Source organism: Halorutilus salinus (assembly GCF_026242195.1).
Classification (GTDB): domain Archaea; phylum Halobacteriota; class Halobacteria; order Halobacteriales; family Halorutilaceae; genus Halorutilus; species Halorutilus salinus.
Genome location: NZ_RKLV01000001.1, coordinates 196,127 through 218,519 on the forward strand (window position 1 = coordinate 196,127; position 22,393 = coordinate 218,519).

Genomic DNA, 22,393 nt, shown 5'->3' on the forward strand with positions numbered 1-22,393 from the left:
CACCGCGGACGAAACGTAAGGGATTAACGACACCGACGACAACGTGGTTCAGATGTCTGCCGAAGCCCCGGCTTCCGCGGAGAAACGCGAGGCTCATCTCCGTGGCGTCAAGGTTACGACGATGTCATGCGTCTTCGGAGTCCTCGCCGCTGTCGTCTCCTGGATAGTTACACCTGAGGAAGCACTCCAGACCTTTCCCAACGTCGGTGTCGTCGTTTTCGGGGTTGCGGTCGCCGCGCAGAAGCCGTTTCTGCCTCGTCTCGGTAAACACGAGATGTCGAAGAAGGACTGGCTCTACGTCGGTTTCATGACCTTCGACCTCTGGTTCATAACGTGGACGGTGCTTCTGACCGCGGGTAACGCGGTTTAGACGACGACGGCGACGACGGCGACCGAACACGCGACGAGGATAAAAGCCGTATCGGTTCTTTCCCAGACGAGTCCACGTAACGACGACCTTTCGCTCGAATACGCACGAGCCTCAACGGCGAGAGCGACAGTGTCGGCGCGTCTGAACGTCCGTATCAGAAGCGTAAATGCCGTCGAACGTACGCGTGAGTACCACGACCGGCGTTCGCCGAGACGTGCCTTACGCGCATCGCGGACACGACGGGACTCCTCAAAGACGAGAGGGAAGAAACGCGCCGCGGTCGCAAACATCGTACCCCAGTCCGTCTCCTCGACCGACGGAAGAGGTTCGAGGAACGACTCGACGGCGAGACGTATATCGCCGGGACGCGTCGTCGCCGAGACGGTGTACGCGAGTGCTATGATTACGACGAAACGCGCCGAAGCCACCGTACCTGCCACAGCGCCCGGTACGAGACCCGCGGGATCGGAGACGGCACGCGCAACCGTACCGACCACGAGTATAACGAGGACGAGACGGACATCGCGCAGAAGTTCGCGCGCGGACACCCCCGCCGACCTTGCTACGAGATACGTGACGACACCGACAGCCGCGGTTACGCCGGCGGAAGCCCACGTAAGCCCCAAGGAGACTACGACGAGAGCGGTAAGCTTCGCGCGGGCGTCGACGCCGTGCACGAACGTATCACCGTCGCGGTAAGCAAACTTCGGACGCGTCATCTGTAGCTACACGGCGTACGTACGCCGTACCCCTCCAGACCGCGCGAGAACAGTTCGTCGGGAGTACCGTCTTCTGCGACGCTACCGTCTTCGAGTACGACGGCGCGTTCCGCAAGGTCGACAAACGGTTCGGCGTCGTGTGTCGCCACAACGACGGTCTTTCCGTCTTGGTTCGCGCCAACGACGCGTTCCACGACAGCCTTCTCACCCTCGTAGTCGAGGTCGGCGAGCGGTTCGTCAAGCGCGAGCACATCCGGGCGCATGGCGAGAACGCCCGCGAGCGCGACGCGTCTAAGTTCGCCGCCGGATAGCTCGTACGGCGACCGGTCGAGTAGAGCTGTCGCGCCGACCGCGGATACGGCTTCGTCGACGCGTTCACGTATCTCGTCGGTCTCAAGACCTAAGTTTTCGGGTCCGAACGCGACGTCGTCCTTGACCGTCTCCGCGACTATCTGCGATCCGGCGTCCTGAAATACCATACCGACTTTCCGACGCGCCCCTTCACCGTCCTCGTCGGTCGGAACGCCGTCGACCAGCACGCTTCCCTCGTCCGGTGTGAGAAGCGCGTTCATATGGCGTAGAAGCGTCGTCTTTCCGCTTCCGTTACGTCCGAGAAGGAGGACGAACCCGCCGCTGTCGATCTCAAGACTAACGCCGTCGAGCGCTCGTTCGCCGTCACGTTCGTGAGCTACCCCCTCGAAACGTATCATACGGCGGTAGCTTCCGTCGATGTTGTACCGACACGTACCGTGTGCGCCGCGAGCGCCACGAGTCCTACGCCCATAAGTGCGGGTAGGTAGACGCCGTACCCGACGGAGTTACCGACTTCGAGGCTCCACGACGAGACGTTGAGATGGGCGACGGCTGTCATTACCGCACCCGCGACACCGACTGCACCGTAGCCTACTGCGACGTAGCTTTCGTCCATACCTCTCACCGCGCCGACCGCGAGCCCAAGAGCCGTTACGCCGAGGAGTGCTGTCGCTCCACCGTAGACCGCAAGCGACGGGGCGGACGCCGACGCCGTCACAGTCTCCCCCGCCACCTCTCCCGAAACCGTTGTCTCCCCGCCGACGAAGTATCCCGGAACACCCGCCGTCGCGGAGCCTTCTTCTCCGCCCACCGAAACCGCCTTCGAAAGATACGCCCACGGAATGAGCGTACTCATAACCATACCTGCTCCGAGCGCGACGCCGTAGAGGGAGCGTTCCTCAACGCCACTCACCCGCGGACCCTCGGACGCCGAGGCGACGCCCGCACGTGACAGGCTCTCCGAAAGACCTACGGCGAGCGCCAGTTCGGGAAGTCCCGTTACTACGAAAGGCGCTATACCCGCGGCGAACGCCGCCTCGGGACTCATACCGTAGAAGCCCATCAGACGCACAGCCCCGGCTACGAGTATGAGCCACGACGCCAGAAGAGCGCCGACAGCCTTGACCGAGAGACGCGTAACGCCGCCCCGGCCGTCTCCCCTTTCGGCGATAAACCCTGCGACAGCCGCACCGAACGGGAACGCGATCAGGTAACCGCCCGTGGGTCCGAGCAGATGACCCGCGCCCGCGGCACCGCCCGAGAAGACGGGTAGCCCCGCAGAGCCGAGAAGGAGGTATAGGGAGATCGCCACGAATCCCCATTTTGCGCCGAGTATGAAGCCCGCGAGAACCACGAAGAACGTCTGTAACGTGAACGGTACGGGACCCAGAGGTATCGAGAGCAACGCACCCGCTCCTGTGAGCGCCGCGAGGACGGCGGCGTACGACATCTTACGTATCTTTTCCGACTGCTCCATACAGCCACGTCTTCGTCAACCCGAAAAACTGTTATGGTTTACGCAACTTGCCGGTTCCGCTCCGTTTATTAGCTTCGGTGACGTATACAAGGCAGAGAATGATACTCGTGCTCGAAAACGAGGTCGACCTCGACGAGCGTTACCTCGTCGACGAGATCACCCGGTACCTTCCGGAGCACGAGGTATACGACTACGCACGCGAAGGCGGACAGCCCGACCTTACGGGCGTCGAAGGTGTCATCATCGGGGGTAGCACAGCGGGGGTCTACGACGCGGACAGACACGTATGGATGCGCGAGCAGAAACGCCTCGTGCGCGAACTCGTTGACCGGCGTATACCGACGCTCGGTGTCTGTTTCGGACATCAGATCGTAAACGCGGCTCTCGGAGGTGCGGTTGAGGATACCGGAAAACGCCGTGCACATCTCGTGCGCGCCGAGCTTGGTGACGACCCACTGTTCGACGGTGTTACCGACACAGTTCCTGTCCTCCACTCCGACCGTGTTACGGACGCGGGTGACGGTATGCGCGTTATAGGAACCGCGGGCTACTACGACGCATTCGCAACACGTCACACCGATGCGCCCGTCTGGACGGTTCAGTTCCATCCTGAGTTCACACCACGCGTCAAGCATCTCGGGAACGGCTGGACGGACAACCATCTCTCATTTGAGGGTTCGACGGCGACGCGTACGTTACGTAACTTCGCGCGCCTCGCACGCGAGACGACGGACTCTTCGTACCGTACGGCGCTCACCCGAACGGATTAAGTCGGGGCGTTACCACGGGCGAACGTGGAAGCGACGTACGACGAAGACGACAGACGCGTCCGTGTCACGGACGACGCACGCCAACAGCTATACGACGCGAGCGGGTACGGCGAACCCCTTGACGGCAACGCTGTCTCCCTCTCAACCGTCGAAGCCGCGTACCTGCTCTCAGAGGGGAAGCTTGGCGACGTGGACGGCGACGGGTATACCGACTTCGTCCGGCGTGCGGTCGACGACTTCGCAGTCCTGCGCGTCTACACCGACCTGCGCGACCGCGGCTACTACATCGACCACGGCGAAGAACTCCGTCTGTACCGACGCGGCGAACATCCCGCGAACGCCTCCGCTGTTGGGCGCGTCGTGGTAGCGCGCGAGGGCGACGACGTTAGCCTGTCGACACGTATCCATCTCCTCGCTGTCGCCGACGATGACGGCGACGTCACGTACTTCGACTTCGCGCGCGTCGAACCCGACGGCGACTTCCCCGAACCGTCGCGAACTGTACGTGTCGAGGAACGCGGGGGCGAGAGCCTCGTAACCGACGCCTCCGTGCTCGAACCGCCGAGGTACGGGGCTTCGGCTGAGGAAGGACGTGTCCTCTCGGACGTCGAGACGGCGTACCTCGCTGACAGCGGCTTCGTTGACGACGGTAGCCGGTACACGGACGGTGTCGATGACAGACGCCTTGCCGTCTACACCGACCTGCGCGACAGGGGTACGTGCCCGCGTACGGGGTTCAAGTTCGGCTCCGACTTCCGTGTCTACGAGACGACCGACGACGACCACGCGGGCTTCCTCGTCTCGCCCCTCAACCCCAACGGGTCGCTCCCCGTAGTCGAGCTATCACGTGCCGTCCGTCTCGCGCACGGGGTTAGGAAGACCGCCGTCTTCGCCCTCGTGGACGACACCGTCGAATACGTCGCCGTCGAACGCGAACGTCCTTGAGAAACCGAACCGTGAGCCTCTTGTTACCGGACACGTAGCACAAACGTGGGAGACCTATTCGCGTCCGACGTTCCGGCGTCGCTCGAAACCGACTTTCCGTCCGTCGAGACGCCGGTGCCGTTTGAGAACGCCCTCGGATCCGCGAGGGACGGCGACCGTCTGACCGTCGACGAGGCTGTCGAACTCCTGACGACCGGTACCGACGTAGACGGTATCGACACCGAACGTAAGGACGTGGTTCTCGGAACAGCGGACGCACGTAGACGTGAGGTCGTAGGCGACGATGTAACCTTCGTCGCCAACATCAACAACAACGTCACGACGGCGTGCGACGTCGGCTGTCTGTTCTGTAACTTCAAGGACGCACCGCACGGGTTCAAGAACGAAGGCGGTGACGGGTTTACCAAGACGGTCGAGGAGTCGCGCGAAACCGTCGCAGAAGCACGCGAACGCGGTGTCTACGAGGTGTGCTCCGTCAGCGGTCTACATCCGGCGCTCGTGCTCGACGACGAACACCGTGAGGCGGTCGAAGGCAGTGCTGAGTACACCCCAGCCGGCGACTTTGTCGACGATCCCGGTACGTACGTCGACCAGATACGCGCGATGAACGACCTACACGTCCACGCCGTCACGCCGGAGGAGGCGGAGCACGCGCGCCGTGGCACCGAACGGACGTACCGTGACGTTTACGAAAACCTCGCCGACGCGGGACTCGACACCGTACCCGGAACCGCGGCGGAGATACTCGTCGACGAGGTACGCGACGTTATCTGTCCCAACAAGATAGACACGGACGGATGGATGGACGCGATGCGTGGTGCGGCGGAGGCGGGTCTCGGAACCACGGCGACCATAATGTACGGGCACGTCGAAAACGCCCACCACCGTGCGCTCCATCTGAAACGTGTGCGCGACCTACAGGACGAGACGGACGTTATCACGGAGTTCGTGCCTCTCTCCTTTGTCCACGAGAACACGCCCCTCGGCAAACGCGGCGTGACGGGTGCGTCGCGCGCCGAGGACGAACTCATGATCGCTGTCTCGCGTCTTTTCCTCGACAATATCGAAAACATACAGTCGTCGTGGGTCAAGTACGGCGACGAACTCGGTCTGCGTATGCTCGAATGCGGTGCGAACGACTTCATGGGTACGCTCCTGTCGGAGGAGATAACCAAACGCGCGGGTGGCGAACATGGCGAGTTCCGTTCGTTCGGATGGTACGTCGAAAAGGTGCGCTCTATCGACCGCGTCCCCGTCGAACGTTCGACCGACTATCAAAAACACCGCGTAGTCGACGACCCACCGCACGGACCCGCGCTTGGACCCGACGCCGACGGCACGCCTCTTCTCGACGGAACCTGAAGCTATATGTGGGTCGCACCCAACCCGCCCACATGGGAAGCGTAAAGAGGCTGACGGCTGACGAACCCCCGTCGTCGTCGCTCGGTCGCGGGACGTTCGTCTTCTCCGACGACTACTCCGTATTCGACTGGGGCAAGATGCCCGATGGGATAGACCGTAAGGGCGCGGCTCTCTGTACCACCGGTGCGCAGACGTTCGAACTCCTTGAAGACGCCGGGGTACCGACACACTACCTTGGCGTCGTCCGTGACGGCGAGACGGTTTCGCTCGACGAGGTCGACGCGCCGACGGACGCGATGGCTATCGAACTCACGCGCGTGCCCGACCTTCCTTTCGACGGTACGACGGGCGAGTACGGCTACGACGCGTTCCATGATGAGGGCGGTTCGAACTACCTCGTCCCTCTGGAGATCGTCTTCCGTAACGCCGTCCCTCCGGGTTCGTCGATACGTTCGCGTTACGAACCGTCCGACCTCGGCGTCGACGCCGACGGATGGGACGACGGCACCGTCGAACTCGACGAACCTCTCGTCGAGTTTTCGACCAAGTTCGAGGAGAAGGATCGTTACCTCGACGATCAGGAGGCGTTGACCGTATCGGGACTCGACGAGGACGCCTTTGGGACGCTCCGTGAGACGGCGCACGCCGTCAACGAGGTCATCACGGAACACGCCGACGGTGTGGGACTTTCACATCAGGACGGAAAGATAGAGTGCCTGTACCACGACGGCGACGTGAAGGTCGCCGACGTTGCGGGAACGTTCGACGAAAACAGGTTCCTGCGCGACGGCACGCAGATAAGCAAGGAGTTCCTCCGTCAGTTCTACAAGGGGTACGACCCCGAATGGGTCGACGCCGTCGGCGACGCGAAGGACGAGGCGGACGCGCGCGGTGTCGCCGACTGGCGCGGACTCTGCGACGTTCAGCCGAAGCCGCTTCCGGGTGATGTCGCAAAGACGGCGAGCGACCTGTACCGCGCGGGCGCGAACGTCTACACCGAACGCGAACTTTTCGAAGCGCCCGCGCTCGATGATGTCGTCGGACGTATAGAGAGACGTATCGGCTGAGAACGAGTATAACAAGAGGTATTACCGCTCGAACACGAACCCCGAACATGACCTACGAAGCCGTCGTACGCGTGACGCTCAAGGGGGGCGTCCTCGATCCGGAGGCGAAGACGATACAGCGCTCCCTCAACCGTCTCGGATTCGGTGTCGAGAACCTACGCACCGCCGACGAGTACGTCGTTGAGATCGACGCCGTCGACGAGAACGAGGCGCGCGAACAAGCCGAGGAGATGTGCGAACGACTCCTTGCGAACCCCACGATACACGACTACACAGTGGAGGTACGTGAGACGTGACGGTCGCTGTCGTATCGTTCGGCGGTTCGAACTGCGACCGCGACGTTGCGAAGGCTCTCCGACGTATCGACGTACCCGCGGACACCGTCTGGTACAAGGACGAGGAGGAGGTCGCCGACGCCGACGGCGTCGTCCTACCCGGCGGCTTCTCGTACGGCGACTACCTCCGCGCCGGAGCGATGGCGGCGCGTACACCCGTTATGGAACGCGTCCGCAACCGTGTCGACGACGGCGCGCCCGTTCTCGGTATATGCAACGGCGCGCAGATCCTGTGCGAAAGCGATGTCGTCCAAGGCGCTTACGCACAGAACCTTTCCGCGAGGTTCCGGTGCGAACCCGTCCGTCTCCGTGTCGAGACCACCGACACGCCGTTTACGCGTCGTTTCGACGAGGGCGATACCGTCGAGATACCGATTGCGCACGCCGAAGGACGGTACGTTCCCGACGACCTCGACGCCCTCATAGACGACGACCGGGTTCTTTTCAGGTACGTCGACGAGAACGGCGAACCGACCGACGAAGCCAACCCGAACGGAAGCGTCGACAACATCGCGGGTATCGTCGGAGGGTCGCGCAACGTCGCCGCTATGATGCCCCATCCCGAACGCGCCTCACATCCGCTTCTCGGAACCGACGACGGTCTCGACGTTCTCGCGGGGTTCTCGGATCCTTCCGACGGATAGACGACGCGCACGGACTGAAACGACGCGCATAGGTTAGTCAGGTTTATTTCCCACCGGTATAACCATCGAACGATGAGGGGGAGAAGGTTCGTGCTCGTCGCCGCGGTTCTCGGGATAACCGGCTCCGTCTTCTACGTCACCCTGCGTTTCTTCGCCTCCGTACAGGTCGTTACCTACACAGACGGCTCTGTATCCGTCTCTCCGGGCGCTCTACCCGTTCAGCTTGGCTCCCTCGCAGTCTTTCTCGTCGTCTCCGTCGTCGGGCTGTACGTTACTATACGTCTTCTCACGCGCCCCCAAAAGACCGAGAAACACAGCTCCGACACTGACTCCTCATGGCGTCTATACCTCCACAGGCTCGAACTACCACCGTTCAACGAGGACGACGAGGACTGAACACGAAAGCCTAAAGCGATCTCCGCGTCTTGGACGACCATGGTAGACGTTGCGGTAAACGGATACGGCACCATCGGAAAACGCGTAGCCGACGCCGTCGCGCTTCAGGACGGTATGGATCTCGTCGGTGTCGCCAAGACGAAGCCCAACTTTGAGGCGCGTAACGCCGTCGAACGCGGATACCCTCTGTACGCCGCCGTCAAGGAGCGCGCCGACGAGTTCGCCGATGCGGGGATCGATACGGCGGGTACAGTCGGCGAGATGCTCGAACGCGCCGAGGTCGTCATCGATGCATGCCCGTCGGGCGTAGGGGCACAGAACGCGAGCATGTACGACGACCACGATGTCAAGGCGGTGTTCCAAGGCGGCGAGGACGACGCCGTCGCCGAACGTAGCTTCAACGCGTCGGCGAACTACGGAGACTGTGTGGGCGCGGACTCCGTACGCGTCGTCTCGTGCAACACGACGGGACTCCTACGCGTCCTCCATCCCCTCGAACGCGACCACGGTATAGGCAAGGTGCGCGCTACGCTCGTGCGCCGCGGCGGCGACCCTTCGCAACACGGACGTGGACCTATCAACGACATACTACCGAACCCCATCACGATCCCTTCGCACCACGGACCCGACGTCCGTACCGTGATGGACGTTGACATAACGACGACGGGGTTCAAGGTTCCCGCAACCCTGATGCACGTACATTCGTTAAACGTCGAGACCGAAGCGTCGCGCGCCGAGGTGATCGAAACACTCGAAGACGAGTCGCGCGTCCGTTTCGTCGAACCCGACGACCGCGTATCGAGTACCGCCGAAATCAAGGAGATGATGCTTGACGAAGGAAGACCGCGCGGCGACGCGTGGGAGAACATGGTCTGGCGTGACTCCGTGTCCGTTGAGGACGGCGAACTCTACCTGTTCCAAGCGATCCATCAGGAGAGCGACGTTGTTCCGGAGAACGTCGACGCGGTGCGTGCAATCGCGGGAACCGCAGACCGCGACGAGAGCGTCCGCGCAACGAACGAGACACTCGGAATCTGAGCTGTACCCACCCGACAACCGTTCAATCTGTCCGGGGAGAGGCAACAATACACCGCTACATGTAGCCGCCACGATATGGTGTACCCGACATCTCGCACGGTCTGACCAAGTTTTATTATCCCCGCCGACTAACGACGTGTCGTTCAGGAGGACGAATATTTGAGCATACACAACTCTGTTGAACTGCCGGTGAAACGCACGACAGGGGACACGTTGAAGGATCGTCTTACGGAGAACGCGTACGAGCGCATACTACCCGCGCGGTACCTGCGTCAGAACGAGGAGGGTGAGATGGTCGAGGATCAGGAGGAGCTTTTCGAACGCGTCGCCAAGAACGTCGCTCTCGCGGAAGCCGTCTACGCCGCGGAGCGCAACGGCGAAACTGTCTACGTCGAACCCTCGGACGTAAAGACCGACCACTCGAACCGTGACGAACTCGTCGAGGAGGTGTTCGGCGAGGGCGTCGCTCTTGAGGACGACGTTACGACGCAACTCACCGAGGAGAACGTCTCCAAGTTCGCGTACGACACCGTCGTACCCAAGCTTGAGGGCGAGGTGCGAGAAGCCGTTGTTGAGACGCGCGACGAGTTTCAGGAGGCTATGGAACGTCTGTCTTTCATCCCCAACTCGCCGACGCTTATGAACGCGGGCGACGAGCTACAACAGCTGTCGGCGTGCTTCGTCGACTCGCCCGGCGACGACATGCAGGATATACACGAGACGGCGAAGGAGGCGGCGGAGGTCTTTCAGTGCCTCACCCAAGACGCGACCGTCCGTGTGGAGGGTAAGGGCACCGTCTCGGTAGCCGATGTCGAACCCGGCGACGGTATCGTACAGCGCGACGGTGACGGGCATACGACGCGGAACGTCGACGAGGTACACGCGTACGACGAAGCGCCGGTTCGCCGTCTCGTAACCGAAGCCGGAACCGAGGTTACGGGGACGCCCAACCACGAACTCCTCATCGACGGCGACTGGACGCGTATAGACGAGGTAGGGGAAGGCGACTCGGTCGCCCTCCGCCTCGGATGGCTCGACAACGGTGGTACCGATGTCGAACTCAAAAAGGTCGAGACGGGCGCGATGTGGGGCGAAAGCCGTACCGTCTCGAACGGGGATATAGAGGAACTCCACGCCGAAGGTCTCAGCGACTACGCGATCGCGGAGACCCTCGGTACATCGCCTTCGACGGTTCAAAGACGCCGCTCCATAGAACTCGGTCTTGACCCCAACGGAACCGGCGGACGCTCCGAAGGGGACGTTGGCTTCGACACCGACGGCTTCGAGAGACTCCACGGCGACGGACACACCGACGGTCAGATCGCCGACGAACTCGGTGTCTCAGCGCGTACCGTCGCCCGTTACCGTGAACAGCGGTCTCTCGATCCGAACGGAAGCGGCGTCAAGACCGTCAGACAGCCCGGTACGCTTACACCCGAACTCGCCGAACTCGTAGGGATGTGGGTGGGCGACGGCTCCAAGCACGAGGACGGTATACGTTTCCATCTCGCACGCGATGAGACGGTTGAGCGCGCAGACCGTCTCTGCCGAGAACTGTTCGACGCCGGACTTGACCGGAGATGGGAAGACGGCTGTTACGACGCCGTCCTGCATAGCCACGAGGTGAAACGGTGGTGGCTCACCAACTTCGGTGACGCGAAGCCCGATGCGACAGAAGCGCGGGTTCCGGACGCCGTAAAACGCGCCGACACCGAGACCGTCTCGGCTTTCCTGCGCGGTCTTTTCTCGACCGACGGTGGCTTACAGAAGGATCTGTACCCGCGTCTCTGGAGTGCTTCGGAGGAGCTTATAGACGGCGTACAGAACCTCTTGCTCGGCATCGGCGTTCCAGCCGTACGGTGGGGGTACGACACCGACGAACGCGACTACTACAACGTCGGACCGACCGGCGAGACGGGTCTGAAGAACTTCATCGAGGACATCGGTTTCGTCGGTTCGCGTGACCAAACGATGCGCGACGAGTTCGGATCTGTCGACTCCGAGGAAACGACCGTAGGTAGCATCGAGGGTTCGACGTGGCAGGTACCCGTCGAAACCGTCGAGGATGCGGGTACCGACACCGTATACGACGTGACCGTTGCCGACGAACCCGAGTACGTCGCAAACTCGATCGTCTCTCACAACAGCGGCGGTGGAATGGGGTATGCCTTCTGGAAGCTACGCCCCTACGGCGATCCCGTCGGCTCCACAGGCGGTATCGCTTCGGGACCCATCACCTTCATGCGTACCTTTGACCAGATGTGTCAGACGGTCGCACAGGGCGGGACACGCCGCGGAGCGCAGATGGGCGTTATGCGTGTATCACACCCTGACGTCATACAGTTCATACACGCCAAGAACAAGGACGTGTCGCTCGCCCACACGCTCCGTCTCAACGACCCGGACGACTACACACACACGTCTTTCACCGAGGCGCTTGACGAGGCGCGCGAACTGATCGACGACGACGGGCGCGTGCCCCAGCATCTCCGTAACGCCGCCGAAGGACATCTGTCCAACTTCAACATCTCCGTCGGCGTCTCGCACGACTTCATGGAGGCGCTCGAAAACGACGAGGAGTTCACGTTCACCAACCCGCGTACGGACGAACCTCACGTTGCGACCGAGGGGACGAAGGAGATATACGAGAGGTTCGGTCTGGGCGACCACGTCGAGGTCGGCGAGGTTCTGAGCGTCCCCGCAAACGAAGTCTGGCAACGTATGATAGAGGGGGCGTACGAGAACGGCGAACCCGGGGTTATCTACCTCGACCGCGTCAACGACGAGCACTCCTTCGATGTCGAAGAGCATCCTGACCACGAGATGCTCGCTACGAACCCGTGTGTCACGGGTGATACGCTCATAAGCACGGAGAACGGTCTCGTTCCCGCGGAGGAACTCTACGAGACCGGCGTAGCTACGGATGTCGTCGTCGATGGACGCCTCACCGACGCGAAGGTCAAGGAAGCGAGTAGCGTCTACAAGACGGGGGAGAAGGACGTGTACAGGCTGACGACGGAGGAAGGCTATGAGATACGTCTCACAGCCGACCACCGTGTCATGACCGACGAAGGCTGGAAGGAAGCCGGAAGCCTTAGCGAGGACGACACGGTACATATACAGAACCGCAAGGGTGAGTTCGGTAGTCACGGCACCCCTGCCGAGGGACGTGTTCTCGGCTGGCTCGTCGGCGACGGGCATCTCAAACACGGCGAGGAACGCGCGGTTCTCAACTTCTACGATGAGGACGCAGAGGTTTCGGAGGCGTTCGCCGAGGACGTTAACGAGGTCGTACGTGAACCCACGGGCAACGCCGACTACGGTGTAGGCGTGTCCGAAATCGCGCGGGGTGACGACTACCGCGGCGAGGGCGCTCTCGAACAACGTATCCGATCCGCGAGGCTCTACGAGGTCGCCGAGGAAGCGGGTCTTGTCAAGGACAAACACGCGGTTCCTGACGCCGTCACGCGTGGGAGCGAGGGGATGGCACGCGGCTTCCTGCGCGCCCTGTTTACCGCGGATGGAGGCGTGCAGGGTAACGTCGAAAAAGGCGTCTCCGTCCGTCTGACGAGCACAGACACCGAACTGCTCAGGGATGTACAGCGTCTACTTCTCAACTTCGGTGTCTTCAGTAAGATATACGAGGGGAGGCACGAAGCCGGCTCGAAGGAGCTACCCGACGGCAACGGCGGCACCAAGGAGTACGAAACACAGGCTGATCACGACCTCGTTGTCTCGAAGGACAGTCTCGTCCGGTTCAGGGGCGAGATAGGCTTCCTGCTTGACCGCAAGAACGAGGAACTCGACGACCGCCTTGCCGAGTACGACCGCGAACCCTACGCCGACAGCTTCGACGCCACCGTCGAGTCGGTCGAGTACGACGGTCACGAGGCGGTCTACGACCTGACCGAGCCGGATACACATTCGTTCATCGGAAACGGTGTTGTAGTTCACAACTGCGGAGAACAGCCGCTCGAAGAGTACGAGGCGTGCAACCTCGGACATATCAACCTCTCGACGCTAGTCGCGCGCGACGCACCCGACTGGCGCGACTGGTACGCCGACAACGGCGACTCGTACGCGTCTCTCGAAGACGCTGTCGACGCCTTCCTTGACGAAGCGATAGACTGGGGAGAGTTCGACGACCGTATCGAGACGGGAACGCGGTTCCTCGAAAACGTCGTCACTATGTCCGACTTCCCCATCGACGAGATAGAGGAGAAGGTCTCCGAGATGCGTAAGATAGGTCTCGGAATAATGGGTCTCGCCCAGATGTACGTCCAGACGGGGATACGTTACGGAAGCGACGAGGCGAACGAGGTCGCGCGTCAGGTGATGCGGTATATCAACCACGGATCGAAACGTACCTCGCATGAACTCGCCGACGAACGCGGTGTCTTCGACGAGTGGGACAAGTCGAAGTACGCCAACCCGACGGAGTACGCCGACTGGTTTGAGAAACAGACGGGCGAGTCCGCGGACGACTGGGAGGACGGCTACCCGGTGCGCAACCACAACACGACGACGATCGCTCCGACAGGATGCGTTGACGAGGACTCGTTAGTCTCGACCGACGAAGGTCTGTGTCGCATCAAGAGCCTTGATAATACAGGCGCGGAGTTCGACCAGTGGGGCGAGATAGACGAAGCTGTCGCCACGGACGGCGGGACGAAGGCGGCGACGGCTGTCTACGACAACGGCTTCGCCGACGTGCGGCGTATCCGAACCGAAGGCGGGTTCAGCGTCGCCGCAACCCCGAACCACAGGTTCCGTACGCTCACCGAAGACGGCGAGTATACGTGGAAGGAAGCCGACGACTTCAAACCGGGTGATCGTATAGTGCTTCAGCGCGACACGTTCGAGGGCGGATCCCGCGCTACACTCGACACGACTGAGCGCGAGAACTACTACCGCAACACGGATCCGGATCTCAAACTCCCCGACGAGATGTCGTCCGAACTCGCAGAGTTCCTTGGCTACTTCATGGGCGACGGCTACGTCCACGACGACGTGGGTGTAAAGCTCGTTGTCGAGTCCGACGCCGAAGAGATAGACGAATATCTGCGTGAACTTGGAGAGTCGGTCTTCGGCGTTACACCGACCGTTGAGGACAGAGGTACGCGTCATGTCCTTATCTTCGGCGGACGCCACCTCCCTCGTTACTTCGACGACAACGGCTGGAAGAAGGAGGACGGAAACAACGGCGAGGGCGCGGCGAGCGCGTTTGTTCCCGACGAGGTGCTCGGAAGTGACGAAGGGTGCGCAAAGTCGTTCCTGCGCGGTCTGTTTGAGGCGGACGGAACCGCCTCGCGGAAGGTCGAACTCTCGACCGTCTCCTCCAAACTCGCCGAGCAGGTACAGACACTCCTTCTGTCGCTGGACTGTGTCTTCGTTCAGGACGTGCTGGAAACCGAGGGCATGGAGAACCACTACGGCGACAGACCACGGTACAGCGTACGCGGAGCGAACAAGCGCGAGGACAAACGTTTCCTCGACAAGATCGGATTCATAACCAAGACGACCGAGATTAAGCTTACGTCACAGTCGTACAAGCGCGACTCTTACCCGCCCGCTGTCGCCGATCATCTGCGTGACCTCAGCGGCTACGACGATGTAAGCGAGGAGACGAAGCACAGGGTTCGTCAGTCACCGATAAACGGCTCCGTAACCCGCAAGCTCGTGCGTGATGTCGAGGAAGAGACGGGTGAAAAGGTTCACGTCGACGGTCGCCGTCTTAACGACTTCTACGCCGCACCCGTCAAATCCGTCACCGAGGAGACGGCGTACACGAAGGACATCAGCGTCCCGTCGAACAACACGTACGTCGCAAACGGGTTCGTCACCCACAACACGACCTCGATGATAGGCAACACGACGGGCGGTTGCGAACCTATCTACAACGTCGCCTACTACAAGAACGTCTCCGATGACGTACAGGGCGATGAGATGCTCGTCGAGTTCGACGACTACTTCCTCCGTGTTCTCCGCGAGAACGACATCGATGTGGAGGCGGTCAAGGAAGAGGCTCAGGAGCAGATGTCGGCGAACGAGTTCGACGGCGTCGACGGTCTCGACACCGTACCCGACGCAATCGGCGAGCTTTTCGTCACGACGGGCGACCTGTCAGCGAAGGAGCACGCATCGGTACAGTGTGCGTGTCAGGAAGGCGTGGATAGCGCGATCTCGAAGACGACGAACGCACCACACGACTCGACGGTCGAGGACGCGAAGGAAGTCTTCGAGTACATCTACAGAAACGGCGGCAAGGGCGTCACCTACTACCGCGACGGCACGCGTTCGAAGCAGGTGCTGACGACACGCGCCGACAACAAGGACGCCGCGGACGACGTCGACCCGGTCGAGGAGGTGCGCGGGATGCTCGCAGACGGCGAACTCACCGTGGACGAACTCACCGACGGCGTCGAGGGTATCGATACATCCGACGCCGACACGCCTGAGGCGACCGCAGGCGCACAGTCGGGCGGGGAAGCCGACGGAACGGAACCGACGGCGACCGAAGACGCGACGAACGGTACCGCCGAAGCCGAACCCCCGAAACGCGGCGACGAGTTTGCGCCGCGTCCGCGACCCGACACCATTTCGGGCGCTACTCAGAAGGTCGAGACGGGGTACGGGGGTCTGTACGTCACCATCAACGAGGACGACGAGGGCGTCTTCGAGGTCTTCGCACGTATCGGCAAGTCGGGCGGCTACACCGCCTCGTTCACCGAGGCTATCGCGCGTCTCTCGTCCCTCTGTCTCCGCTCCGGCATACCGCCCCAACAGGTCGTACAGCAACTCGAAGGCATACGTTCGCCGAAGGTGACGTTCGACCGCGGCGAGCAGGTTCACAGCGTTCCCGATGGCATAGCGAAAGCTATGACACGGTACATGAACGGAGAGACACGTCCACAGCAGTCGCGTCTTCCGCTCCGCGAGGAAGACGACGACGAGGAGCCGCGTGCCGAAAGCGACGGCGGCACGGCGACGGCTTCGGGTGGCGACGTACAGCAGATAATCGACGAAGGACGCAACCCCGAATGCCCCGACTGCGGCTCGATGCTCGTCTACACAGAGGGATGCGTCAAGTGCAACGACTGCGGGTTCTCCGAGTGCTAAGGTAGCGTCGTCCTTTTGACGCGCGACGACGAACCGCGTTCATGCACGACTTCGTCCACGCCGCACCCGAAACGGCGACGACGCCCGCGAGGATGGCACAGACCGCGGCGCACGCGGGCTACGACGCCGTCGTCCTGCGCAACCATTTCAACCCCGACGACGCGTATCCCTCGTACGACATACCCGACGGAACAGGGATTCCGATGCACGAGGGCGTTGAGGTACGCGCCGACGGCGTCGAACCGTTACACGAAGGCGTCCGGCGCGCCGAACGAGGGGGTGCGGAGGTCGTCGCCGTACACGGGGGTGAGGAAGCCCTAAACCGCGCGGCGATACAGGCGGACGTCGACCTACTTGCTCACCCGAACCGCGGACGCGGGCGCTCCTTCGATCACGTTCTGGCGCGCGAAGCCGCGGAATCGGGCGTCGCCGTCGAACTGTCGCTCGCGTCCGTTCTGCGCTCCACCGGCGGCGAACGCGTCGAAGCCGTGCGCGACCTCCATACCACGTTAAAGCTCGTACGGAAGTACGGGACGCCTTTCGTCGTCTCCGCCGACGCACGCACGCATCTGGAGTTACGCGCACCGCGTGAACTCCGTGCAGTCGCGTACCTCATCGGTATCGACGAGGAAGAGTTCGACCGTGCGACGGACGAGACACCGCGCCGACTCGTCGAGAACGACGATGCGGACGTCGAGGTGCTCGACGGATGACACTACCCAAGTCGCTCCGTCCCCGGAACCGTTACGTCTTCTTCGAGGCTGAGACGCTCCCCGACGCCTCCTTCGGCGAGCACGACCTGCGCCGCGCACTCTGGTTCGAGGCACAGAACCTGTACGGCGACGTGACGAGCGCCGAGACACGCGCCAAGCTCGTCGAGTACGACGGCGACGACGCGACGTTAGGGGCGGGCGTCGTCCGTTGCGACCACGACGGCGTCGAAGAGACGCGCGCCGCTCTTGCATGTATCGATAAGGTGCAAGGCGACCCCGTCGGTATACGTGTCGTCGGCGTCTCGGGAACGCTCAAGGCGGGACGCGACAGGTACGGCGGTACACCCGAGACGCGCGAAACGACCGTCGACGGTTCACCTGCGTGGGAGCGCGGCGACGTCGTGGACGTACGGACAGACGACGGCTTTATGTGTGGCACGCACCACGACCTTGGTAAGGAATGATTCAGGACTCACAGCAACAGGCGTACGACCGCGCCATCACCATATTCAGCCCCGACGGACGTCTCTATCAGGTCGAGTACGCGCGCGAAGCCGTAAAACGCGGTACCGCGAGCGTCGGTGTGCGCGCGAGCGACGGCGTCGTTCTCGGAGCGTACAAACGCGTCCCTAATGAACTCATGGAGGCTGAGAACGTCGAGAAGATATTCCAGATAGACGAACATATCGGCGCGGCAAGCGCGGGGCACGTCACCGATGCGCGGAAGCTAATCGACATCCTGAGACGTGAGGCACAGGTCAACCGCGCGTCGTATCAGGAACCCATCGGCACCGAGACGGTCGTGCGCCGACTCTGCGACGAGATGCAGAAGTACACACAGCAGGGCGGCGTCCGTCCGTTCGGCGTCTCCGTTATCGTCGGCGGGATCGAGAACGGCGAACCACGCGTCTTCGAGACCGACCCCAGCGGCTCTTTCTACGAATGGCGCGCGACGGCGATAGGAGAGAACAGCGCGGAGATACGTGAGAACTTCGAGGCGAACTACGAGGAAGATATACCGACCGACGAGGCGGTGGCGCTCGCGTACGAAGCCGTCGAGGAGTCGAACGACGACATCACCCCTGAGTCGTTCGAGGTCGCCGTTGTCGAGACGGACGACGAATGCTTCACCGAACTCTCCGCCGACGAGGTTCGTGAACTCGTCGAGTAGCGCCTCGTTTTTTACGTCTCGCCCGCATATCCCTCCACGATGATATCCCTCGACGAGGCAGTAACCGCGCGTTTAGAGTCGCATGGACAGCGTTTCGAGGTACTCGTCGACCCCGACGCAGCGCTCGAAATAAGCCGCGGCGAGTTCGACGGCGACCTTACCGATGTAATCGCCGCAGAGGACGTCTTCGAGGACGCGTCGAGCGGCGACCGCCCGCCTGAGGAGTCGTTAGAGGAGGTCTTCGACACGACCGACCCGCTCGAAATCATACCGGAGGTCGTCATGCAGGGCGAGATACAGATTACGGCGGAACAGCGACGCGAGATGCAGGAGGAGAAGAGGCGACGTATCATAAACACGATATCGCGTAACGCGATCAACCCGCAGGAGAACGATACGCCGCATCCGCCTGACCGCGTCGAACGTGCCCTCGGAGAGACGGAGTTCCGTGTCGACCCCATGGTACCCGCCGAGGAGCAGGTGGACGAGGCTGTCGATGCACTCCGTCCCGTCATACCCATACGTTTCGAACAGGTGAAGGTCGCGTCCCGTATTCCTGCGGAGTACGCGGGTAAGGCGCAGGGTAAGCTACGCGACTTCGGAAAGCTCGAACGTGAGGAGTGGCAGGCTGACGGCTCTTGGATTGCGGTGCTTGAGTTCCCCGCGGGTATGCAGAACGAGTTCTACGACCTCCTCAACAAGCTCACAGAGGGCGAGGCGGAGACACAGATAGTCGACGACGAGGGTCTCTAAAAGACCGAGTCCGCCGTCGCCGCGCCTACGACGCTGAAAACCGCGCTGATGCTTACCGCCTTGAACGTCACCATCGCCACGACCGCTCCGTCACCTTCGACGAATGTCCGAGGCGCGTCGAAAAGCACAGCGAGCATACCGACAGAGCCGAACGCGACGACCATGAGGGTCACGAAACGTACGGGGACACCCACGACATCCTGTTCGTCCTCGGCGTCGCGTTCCGTATCCGCTTCGTACAGTGCACCGTAGCCGATACCCCCTACGAGGAGAGCCGTAACGACGCCGTTCACCGTCCCCATCTCGGCGGCGAGATCCCAGACCTCGCCTGTGACGACGAAAGGACCCGCAAGGAGGAATCCGCCGACCACCTGCTGAGCAACGTCCTCCAGACGGAAGTCGGCGCTGTTCCTCCTGAGCCTCATGAACCGTACTTCTCATCCAGACGTATATTCCCGTCGCTCGCCCTCGTCGGTACGTCACATGGTGGCACGGAGGTCTGAATCCGTTGCGTTTATATCCCCGTCGCGGGTACGGACGTACGCTTGACTACAGGGGCGTACGTCCCGAGTCCGTAAGGGCGAAGAGAAAAGCCGAAACAAGAGTCGGGATGGCCGAGTGGTTAAGGCGCAGGATTGCTAATCCTGTGGCGTTCGCGCCGCGTGGGTTCGAATCCCACTCCCGACGTGGAACGGAGAGATATGAGCCAAGAAGAACCAGAACAGGAAGAAGACGAAGACATCAGGTACTTCGTACGTGTCGGTAAGACCGACCTCGACGGTACCGAGAGCGTCGAAACGGCACTGCTTGAGATGGACGGTGTAGGCAGACGCGTAGCAAAGGCAGTTGCGGACGAGGCGAACGTCAGCCCGCGTGAGACACTCGGCAAGCTTGAGGACGACGAGGTTGAGGCTGTCAAGGAGGCTATACAGGGCTTCGACGACTTCGGACCCTCGTGGATGGTCAACCGCGAGAAGGATCGCTACACGGGCGACGACCTCCATATCGTCGGCTCCGAACTCGAAATCACGCGTGAGGAGGACATAAACAGGATGCAGAAGATAAGCTCGTACAAGGGCGTCCGTCACAGGAAGGGCAAGAAGGTACGCGGACAGCGCACCAAGTCGACCGGACGTACGGGCGGAGAGGTCGAGGTCAAGGTATCAGAGCTTCAGGCGGAAGCCGAAGAGGAGGAAGAATAGATGGGCTACCCGGGTAAGAACGTCAAACAGTACGAGACACCGAACCACCCGTTTCAGGGTGAAAGGATACAGGACGAGCACAGTCTTGTCGACGAGTACGGTCTGAAGAACAAGGAGGAGCTTTGGGGCGCACAGTCGGAGCTTCGTCGTTACAGGCGCGAGGCGCGTAACCTCCTCGGCGAACCCGACGAAGCTGTCGCCGACGAGACGGAGCAGTTGCTGGGACGCCTCCGGCGTATAGGCGTCCTCGGCGAGGAGTCTACGCTCGACGATGTCCTTACGCTCGACGTCACCGACCTTCTGGAGCGCCGTCTCCAGACAGTCGTCTACCGTCAGGGGCTGGCGAACACGATCGATCAGGCGCGCCAGTTCGTCAACCACGGGCACGTCGCCGTCGGCAGACAGCGCGTACGTGTACCGAGCTACACCGTCGACCGCGACGAAGGGAACACCGTCGAGTTCTACGGTAACTCGCCGCTCGCCGAAGACCTGCATCCTGAGCGCGCAGGGGAGGAGCAAGCATGAGTAGCGCGGACGACACGCCCGAAAGCGCCGACCGCGTCGGTGTCGCGCATATACACGCCAGTCTCAACAACACCATAATCACTCTCACCGACCTGACAGGCGCGGAGACGCTCGCAAAGAGTAGCGGCGGTTCGGTCGTCAAGCAGAGCCGTAACGAGTCGACGCCGTATGCGGCGATGCAGATGGCTGAGGAGGTCGCAGAGACGGCGCAGGAGCGCGGTATCTCGACCGTACACGTCCGTATACGTGCGCCCGGCGGGAACATGAACACCAACCCCGGACCGGGTGCGCAGGCGGCTATACGGGCGCTTGCACGCGCCGGTCTCGAAATCGGACGTATTGAGGACGTTACGCCGATACCGCACGACGGCTGTAAGGGTCCCAAGGGACGCAGGGGACGCGGAAACTGATGGACGTAGAACTCGTCGAACTCGACGACCGCGAAACGGAGTTCGTCGTTAGGGACGCAACCGCGCCGTTCGCCAACGGCGTCCGCCGCGCCATGCTCGCCGACGTGCCGACGCTGTCGATAGACACCGTCGACTTCTACGAGAACACGTCGGTGATGTTCGACGAGGTTCTCGCACTCCGTTTCGGTCTCGTGCCCCTGACCACCGACCTTGACACGTACGAACTACCCGACGATGACGAGGAGGACGACGTGGCGAACGAGGTCACGCTCACCGTCGATGTCGAGGCGGACGACGAGGAACGGACGGTCTACTCGTCCGACCTCGTCTCAGAGGATCCGGCGGTCGAACCCGCCGACGAGAACGTGCCGCTCATAAAGCTCAAGCCGGGTCAGGCTGTCGTCGCCGAATGCGTCGCGCGTCTCGGCAGAGGACGTGACCATGCGAAGCACCAGGGCGGTGTCTCGGTCGGCTACAAGCACCTCCACAGGCTCGTCGAGGACGGCGGCGAAGAACACGACGTTCGTCAGACACAGTCTGACGAGCCATCGAACTCCGCGGAAGTTCGAGACGCCGTCCGCGGCGTCGTAGAGACACCCGACGGCGAACTCGTCGATCTGACCGAGGAAAAAGGCATGGGTGGGTACGACGGGTACGGCGTCGAGGAGGTTCAGGACGCCTTCGTATTCCATGTCGAGTCCGACGGTTCGCTCGAACCCACGGAACTCGTCCTGCGTGCCACGGAGACGCTGTCGCAACGCGCCGCGGAGTTGGGCGACAAGGTATCGACATAGAGACAACCGGAACATAACACGTGCGTGGGTAGCCAAGTTAGGCCAACGGCGCGGCGTTCAGGGCGCCGTCGTGTAGACGTTCGCCGGTTCAAATCCGGTCCCACGCATCAAACGAACGCAGAGAGTTTGAGAGTAGGAGCGGGTTTGAAGCAGGGAGCCGCCGGGGCGACCGAGGTTCAAATCCGGTCCCACGCATCACACCCACCGTTTCGCCGTCTCGAAGTCCCTTGGACTTCGAGGGCAGGTCAGGCTACGCCTGACCTACGCTGGA

22 protein-coding genes, 2 tRNA genes and 2 pseudogenes are annotated in these 22,393 nt (G+C 61.9%); 22 read left to right on the forward strand and 4 right to left on the reverse strand.

Annotation, left to right across the window (positions count from 1 at the left end):
* Positions 1 to 52: 52 nt before the first annotated feature.
* Positions 53 to 370 (forward strand): EMC6-like membrane protein, encoded by a 318-nt coding sequence (locus tag EGH25_RS01065; protein ID WP_266085505.1) that lies wholly within the window; start codon positions 53 to 55, stop codon positions 368 to 370.
* Here the strand turns inward: EGH25_RS01065 and EGH25_RS01070 are convergent.
* The 3 genes from EGH25_RS01070 to EGH25_RS01080 are packed head-to-tail and all read right to left on the reverse strand — an operon-like array spanning position 367 to position 2,878.
* Positions 367 to 1,089 carry an energy-coupling factor transporter transmembrane component T family protein gene (locus EGH25_RS01070; RefSeq protein WP_266085507.1) on the reverse strand — a complete coding sequence of 241 codons (723 nt, stop codon included), beginning with the start codon at positions 1,087 to 1,089 and terminating at the stop codon, positions 367 to 369. The genes EGH25_RS01065 and EGH25_RS01070 overlap by 4 nt on opposite strands.
* On the reverse strand, positions 1,086 to 1,799 hold the full coding sequence (locus tag EGH25_RS01075; RefSeq protein WP_266085509.1) for an energy-coupling factor ABC transporter ATP-binding protein: 714 nt from the start codon (positions 1,797 to 1,799) through the stop codon (positions 1,086 to 1,088). Before EGH25_RS01075 ends, EGH25_RS01070 begins: the two co-directional genes overlap by 4 nt.
* Positions 1,796 to 2,878 carry a biotin transporter BioY gene (locus EGH25_RS01080; RefSeq protein ID WP_266085510.1) on the reverse strand — a complete coding sequence of 361 codons (1,083 nt, stop codon included), beginning with the start codon at positions 2,876 to 2,878 and terminating at the stop codon, positions 1,796 to 1,798. Before EGH25_RS01080 ends, EGH25_RS01075 begins: the two co-directional genes overlap by 4 nt.
* 98 nt (positions 2,879 to 2,976) lie before the next feature.
* Between EGH25_RS01080 and EGH25_RS01085 the strand changes: the two genes are divergently transcribed.
* The 15 genes and pseudogenes from EGH25_RS01085 (at position 2,977) to EGH25_RS01145 (ending at position 19,191) form a co-directional block, all read left to right on the forward strand.
* Positions 2,977 to 3,648 carry a type 1 glutamine amidotransferase gene (locus tag EGH25_RS01085; protein ID WP_266085511.1) on the forward strand — a complete coding sequence of 224 codons (672 nt, stop codon included), beginning with the start codon at positions 2,977 to 2,979 and terminating at the stop codon, positions 3,646 to 3,648.
* A gap of 24 nt (positions 3,649 to 3,672) precedes the next feature.
* Entirely contained in the window at positions 3,673 to 4,593 is a 921-nt protein-coding gene (gene endA, locus EGH25_RS12050) for a tRNA-intron lyase (protein WP_266085512.1), read from the forward strand.
* Between the two features lie 45 nt (positions 4,594 to 4,638).
* Positions 4,639 to 5,955 (forward strand): 7,8-didemethyl-8-hydroxy-5-deazariboflavin synthase subunit CofH, encoded by a 1,317-nt coding sequence (gene cofH, locus EGH25_RS01095; protein ID WP_338071856.1) that lies wholly within the window; start codon positions 4,639 to 4,641, stop codon positions 5,953 to 5,955.
* Between the two features lie 32 nt (positions 5,956 to 5,987).
* Entirely contained in the window at positions 5,988 to 7,022 is a 1,035-nt protein-coding gene (locus EGH25_RS01100; protein ID WP_266085513.1) for a phosphoribosylaminoimidazolesuccinocarboxamide synthase, read from the forward strand.
* A gap of 47 nt (positions 7,023 to 7,069) precedes the next feature.
* On the forward strand, positions 7,070 to 7,318 hold the full coding sequence (gene purS / locus EGH25_RS01105) for a phosphoribosylformylglycinamidine synthase subunit PurS (RefSeq protein WP_266085514.1): 249 nt from the start codon (positions 7,070 to 7,072) through the stop codon (positions 7,316 to 7,318).
* Positions 7,315 to 8,001 carry a phosphoribosylformylglycinamidine synthase I gene (gene purQ, locus EGH25_RS01110; protein ID WP_266085515.1) on the forward strand — a complete coding sequence of 229 codons (687 nt, stop codon included), beginning with the start codon at positions 7,315 to 7,317 and terminating at the stop codon, positions 7,999 to 8,001. The genes purS and purQ overlap by 4 nt, the downstream gene beginning before the upstream one ends.
* Positions 8,002 to 8,073: 72 nt before the next feature.
* Positions 8,074 to 8,397 (forward strand): hypothetical protein, encoded by a 324-nt coding sequence (locus EGH25_RS01115; RefSeq protein ID WP_266085518.1) that lies wholly within the window; start codon positions 8,074 to 8,076, stop codon positions 8,395 to 8,397.
* Positions 8,398 to 8,436: 39 nt separating this feature from the next.
* Positions 8,437 to 9,435, forward strand: coding sequence for a type II glyceraldehyde-3-phosphate dehydrogenase (locus EGH25_RS01120; protein WP_266085520.1), 999 nt, complete (start codon positions 8,437 to 8,439; stop codon positions 9,433 to 9,435).
* A gap of 159 nt (positions 9,436 to 9,594) precedes the next feature.
* Positions 9,595 to 10,185 (forward strand): annotated as a pseudogene (locus EGH25_RS12185) (ribonucleotide reductase N-terminal alpha domain-containing protein); the annotation flags it as partial.
* A gap of 708 nt (positions 10,186 to 10,893) precedes the next feature.
* Positions 10,894 to 13,968, forward strand: a pseudogene (locus EGH25_RS12190) (LAGLIDADG family homing endonuclease); the annotation flags it as partial.
* Positions 13,963 to 16,554 carry a TSCPD domain-containing protein gene (locus tag EGH25_RS12195; protein ID WP_420841075.1) on the forward strand — a complete coding sequence of 864 codons (2,592 nt, stop codon included), beginning with the start codon at positions 13,963 to 13,965 and terminating at the stop codon, positions 16,552 to 16,554. The pseudogene EGH25_RS12190 and the gene EGH25_RS12195, both read left to right, overlap by 6 nt.
* Before the next feature lie 41 nt (positions 16,555 to 16,595).
* Positions 16,596 to 17,267, forward strand: coding sequence for an RNase P subunit p30 family protein (locus EGH25_RS01130; protein WP_266085523.1), 672 nt, complete (start codon positions 16,596 to 16,598; stop codon positions 17,265 to 17,267).
* A complete protein-coding gene (locus EGH25_RS01135) occupies positions 17,264 to 17,731 on the forward strand; it encodes an Rpp14/Pop5 family protein (protein WP_266085525.1) in 468 nt (155 codons plus the stop codon). The genes EGH25_RS01130 and EGH25_RS01135 overlap by 4 nt, the downstream gene beginning before the upstream one ends.
* Complete coding sequence (psmA, locus tag EGH25_RS01140; RefSeq protein ID WP_266085526.1) at positions 17,728 to 18,438, forward strand: archaeal proteasome endopeptidase complex subunit alpha; 711 nt, start codon at positions 17,728 to 17,730, stop codon at positions 18,436 to 18,438. The genes EGH25_RS01135 and psmA overlap by 4 nt, the downstream gene beginning before the upstream one ends.
* Before the next feature lie 39 nt (positions 18,439 to 18,477).
* Positions 18,478 to 19,191, forward strand: a complete 714-nt coding sequence (locus EGH25_RS01145) for a ribosome assembly factor SBDS (protein WP_266085528.1) — start codon at positions 18,478 to 18,480, stop codon at positions 19,189 to 19,191.
* Here EGH25_RS01145 and EGH25_RS01150 read toward each other — a convergent pair.
* Positions 19,188 to 19,616 (reverse strand): DUF2391 domain-containing protein, encoded by a 429-nt coding sequence (locus tag EGH25_RS01150; protein ID WP_266085529.1) that lies wholly within the window; start codon positions 19,614 to 19,616, stop codon positions 19,188 to 19,190. The two genes, EGH25_RS01145 and EGH25_RS01150, sit on opposite strands and share 4 nt — an antisense overlap.
* 179 nt (positions 19,617 to 19,795) lie before the next feature.
* Here EGH25_RS01150 and EGH25_RS01155 point away from each other — a divergent pair.
* The 6 genes from EGH25_RS01155 to EGH25_RS01180 all read left to right on the forward strand — a co-directional run bounded on the left by EGH25_RS01155 (position 19,796) and on the right by EGH25_RS01180 (position 22,229).
* Positions 19,796 to 19,878 (forward strand) — tRNA-Ser (locus EGH25_RS01155).
* A 14-nt stretch (positions 19,879 to 19,892) separates the two neighbouring features.
* Complete coding sequence (locus EGH25_RS01160) at positions 19,893 to 20,393, forward strand: 30S ribosomal protein S13 (RefSeq protein WP_266085531.1); 501 nt, start codon at positions 19,893 to 19,895, stop codon at positions 20,391 to 20,393.
* Positions 20,394 to 20,918 carry a 30S ribosomal protein S4 gene (locus EGH25_RS01165; RefSeq protein WP_266085532.1) on the forward strand — a complete coding sequence of 175 codons (525 nt, stop codon included), beginning with the start codon at positions 20,394 to 20,396 and terminating at the stop codon, positions 20,916 to 20,918.
* Positions 20,915 to 21,328: a 30S ribosomal protein S11 gene (locus tag EGH25_RS01170; protein WP_266085533.1), complete on the forward strand. Its 414-nt coding sequence runs from the start codon at positions 20,915 to 20,917 to the stop codon at positions 21,326 to 21,328. The genes EGH25_RS01165 and EGH25_RS01170 overlap by 4 nt, the downstream gene beginning before the upstream one ends.
* On the forward strand, positions 21,328 to 22,122 hold the full coding sequence (locus EGH25_RS01175; RefSeq protein ID WP_266085535.1) for a DNA-directed RNA polymerase subunit D: 795 nt from the start codon (positions 21,328 to 21,330) through the stop codon (positions 22,120 to 22,122). The genes EGH25_RS01170 and EGH25_RS01175 overlap by 1 nt, the downstream gene beginning before the upstream one ends.
* A gap of 22 nt (positions 22,123 to 22,144) precedes the next feature.
* Positions 22,145 to 22,229, forward strand: a tRNA-Leu gene (locus EGH25_RS01180).
* Positions 22,230 to 22,393: the final 164 nt, after the last annotated feature.

Excerpts from the sequence above, each read along its gene's own strand:
- EGH25_RS01065 (WP_266085505.1), top strand. The coding sequence starts at position 53 with ATGTCTGCCGAAGCCCCGGCTTCCGCGGAGAAACGCGAGGCTCATCTC.
- EGH25_RS01070 (WP_266085507.1), bottom strand. The coding sequence starts at position 1,089 with ATGACGCGTCCGAAGTTTGCTTACCGCGACGGTGATACGTTCGTGCAC.
- EGH25_RS01075 (WP_266085509.1), bottom strand. The coding sequence starts at position 1,799 with ATGATACGTTTCGAGGGGGTAGCTCACGAACGTGACGGCGAACGAGCG.
- EGH25_RS01080 (WP_266085510.1), bottom strand. The coding sequence starts at position 2,878 with ATGGAGCAGTCGGAAAAGATACGTAAGATGTCGTACGCCGCCGTCCTC.
- EGH25_RS01085 (WP_266085511.1), top strand. The coding sequence starts at position 2,977 with ATGATACTCGTGCTCGAAAACGAGGTCGACCTCGACGAGCGTTACCTC.
- EGH25_RS01100 (WP_266085513.1), top strand. The coding sequence starts at position 5,988 with ATGGGAAGCGTAAAGAGGCTGACGGCTGACGAACCCCCGTCGTCGTCG.
- purS (WP_266085514.1), top strand. The coding sequence starts at position 7,070 with ATGACCTACGAAGCCGTCGTACGCGTGACGCTCAAGGGGGGCGTCCTC.
- EGH25_RS01115 (WP_266085518.1), top strand. The coding sequence starts at position 8,074 with ATGAGGGGGAGAAGGTTCGTGCTCGTCGCCGCGGTTCTCGGGATAACC.
- EGH25_RS01120 (WP_266085520.1), top strand. The coding sequence starts at position 8,437 with ATGGTAGACGTTGCGGTAAACGGATACGGCACCATCGGAAAACGCGTA.
- EGH25_RS01130 (WP_266085523.1), top strand. The coding sequence starts at position 16,596 with ATGCACGACTTCGTCCACGCCGCACCCGAAACGGCGACGACGCCCGCG.
- EGH25_RS01135 (WP_266085525.1), top strand. The coding sequence starts at position 17,264 with ATGACACTACCCAAGTCGCTCCGTCCCCGGAACCGTTACGTCTTCTTC.
- psmA (WP_266085526.1), top strand. The coding sequence starts at position 17,728 with ATGATTCAGGACTCACAGCAACAGGCGTACGACCGCGCCATCACCATA.
- EGH25_RS01145 (WP_266085528.1), top strand. The coding sequence starts at position 18,478 with ATGATATCCCTCGACGAGGCAGTAACCGCGCGTTTAGAGTCGCATGGA.
- EGH25_RS01150 (WP_266085529.1), bottom strand. The coding sequence starts at position 19,616 with ATGAGGCTCAGGAGGAACAGCGCCGACTTCCGTCTGGAGGACGTTGCT.
- EGH25_RS01160 (WP_266085531.1), top strand. The coding sequence starts at position 19,893 with ATGAGCCAAGAAGAACCAGAACAGGAAGAAGACGAAGACATCAGGTAC.
- EGH25_RS01165 (WP_266085532.1), top strand. The coding sequence starts at position 20,394 with ATGGGCTACCCGGGTAAGAACGTCAAACAGTACGAGACACCGAACCAC.
- EGH25_RS01170 (WP_266085533.1), top strand. The coding sequence starts at position 20,915 with ATGAGTAGCGCGGACGACACGCCCGAAAGCGCCGACCGCGTCGGTGTC.
- EGH25_RS01175 (WP_266085535.1), top strand. The coding sequence starts at position 21,328 with ATGGACGTAGAACTCGTCGAACTCGACGACCGCGAAACGGAGTTCGTC.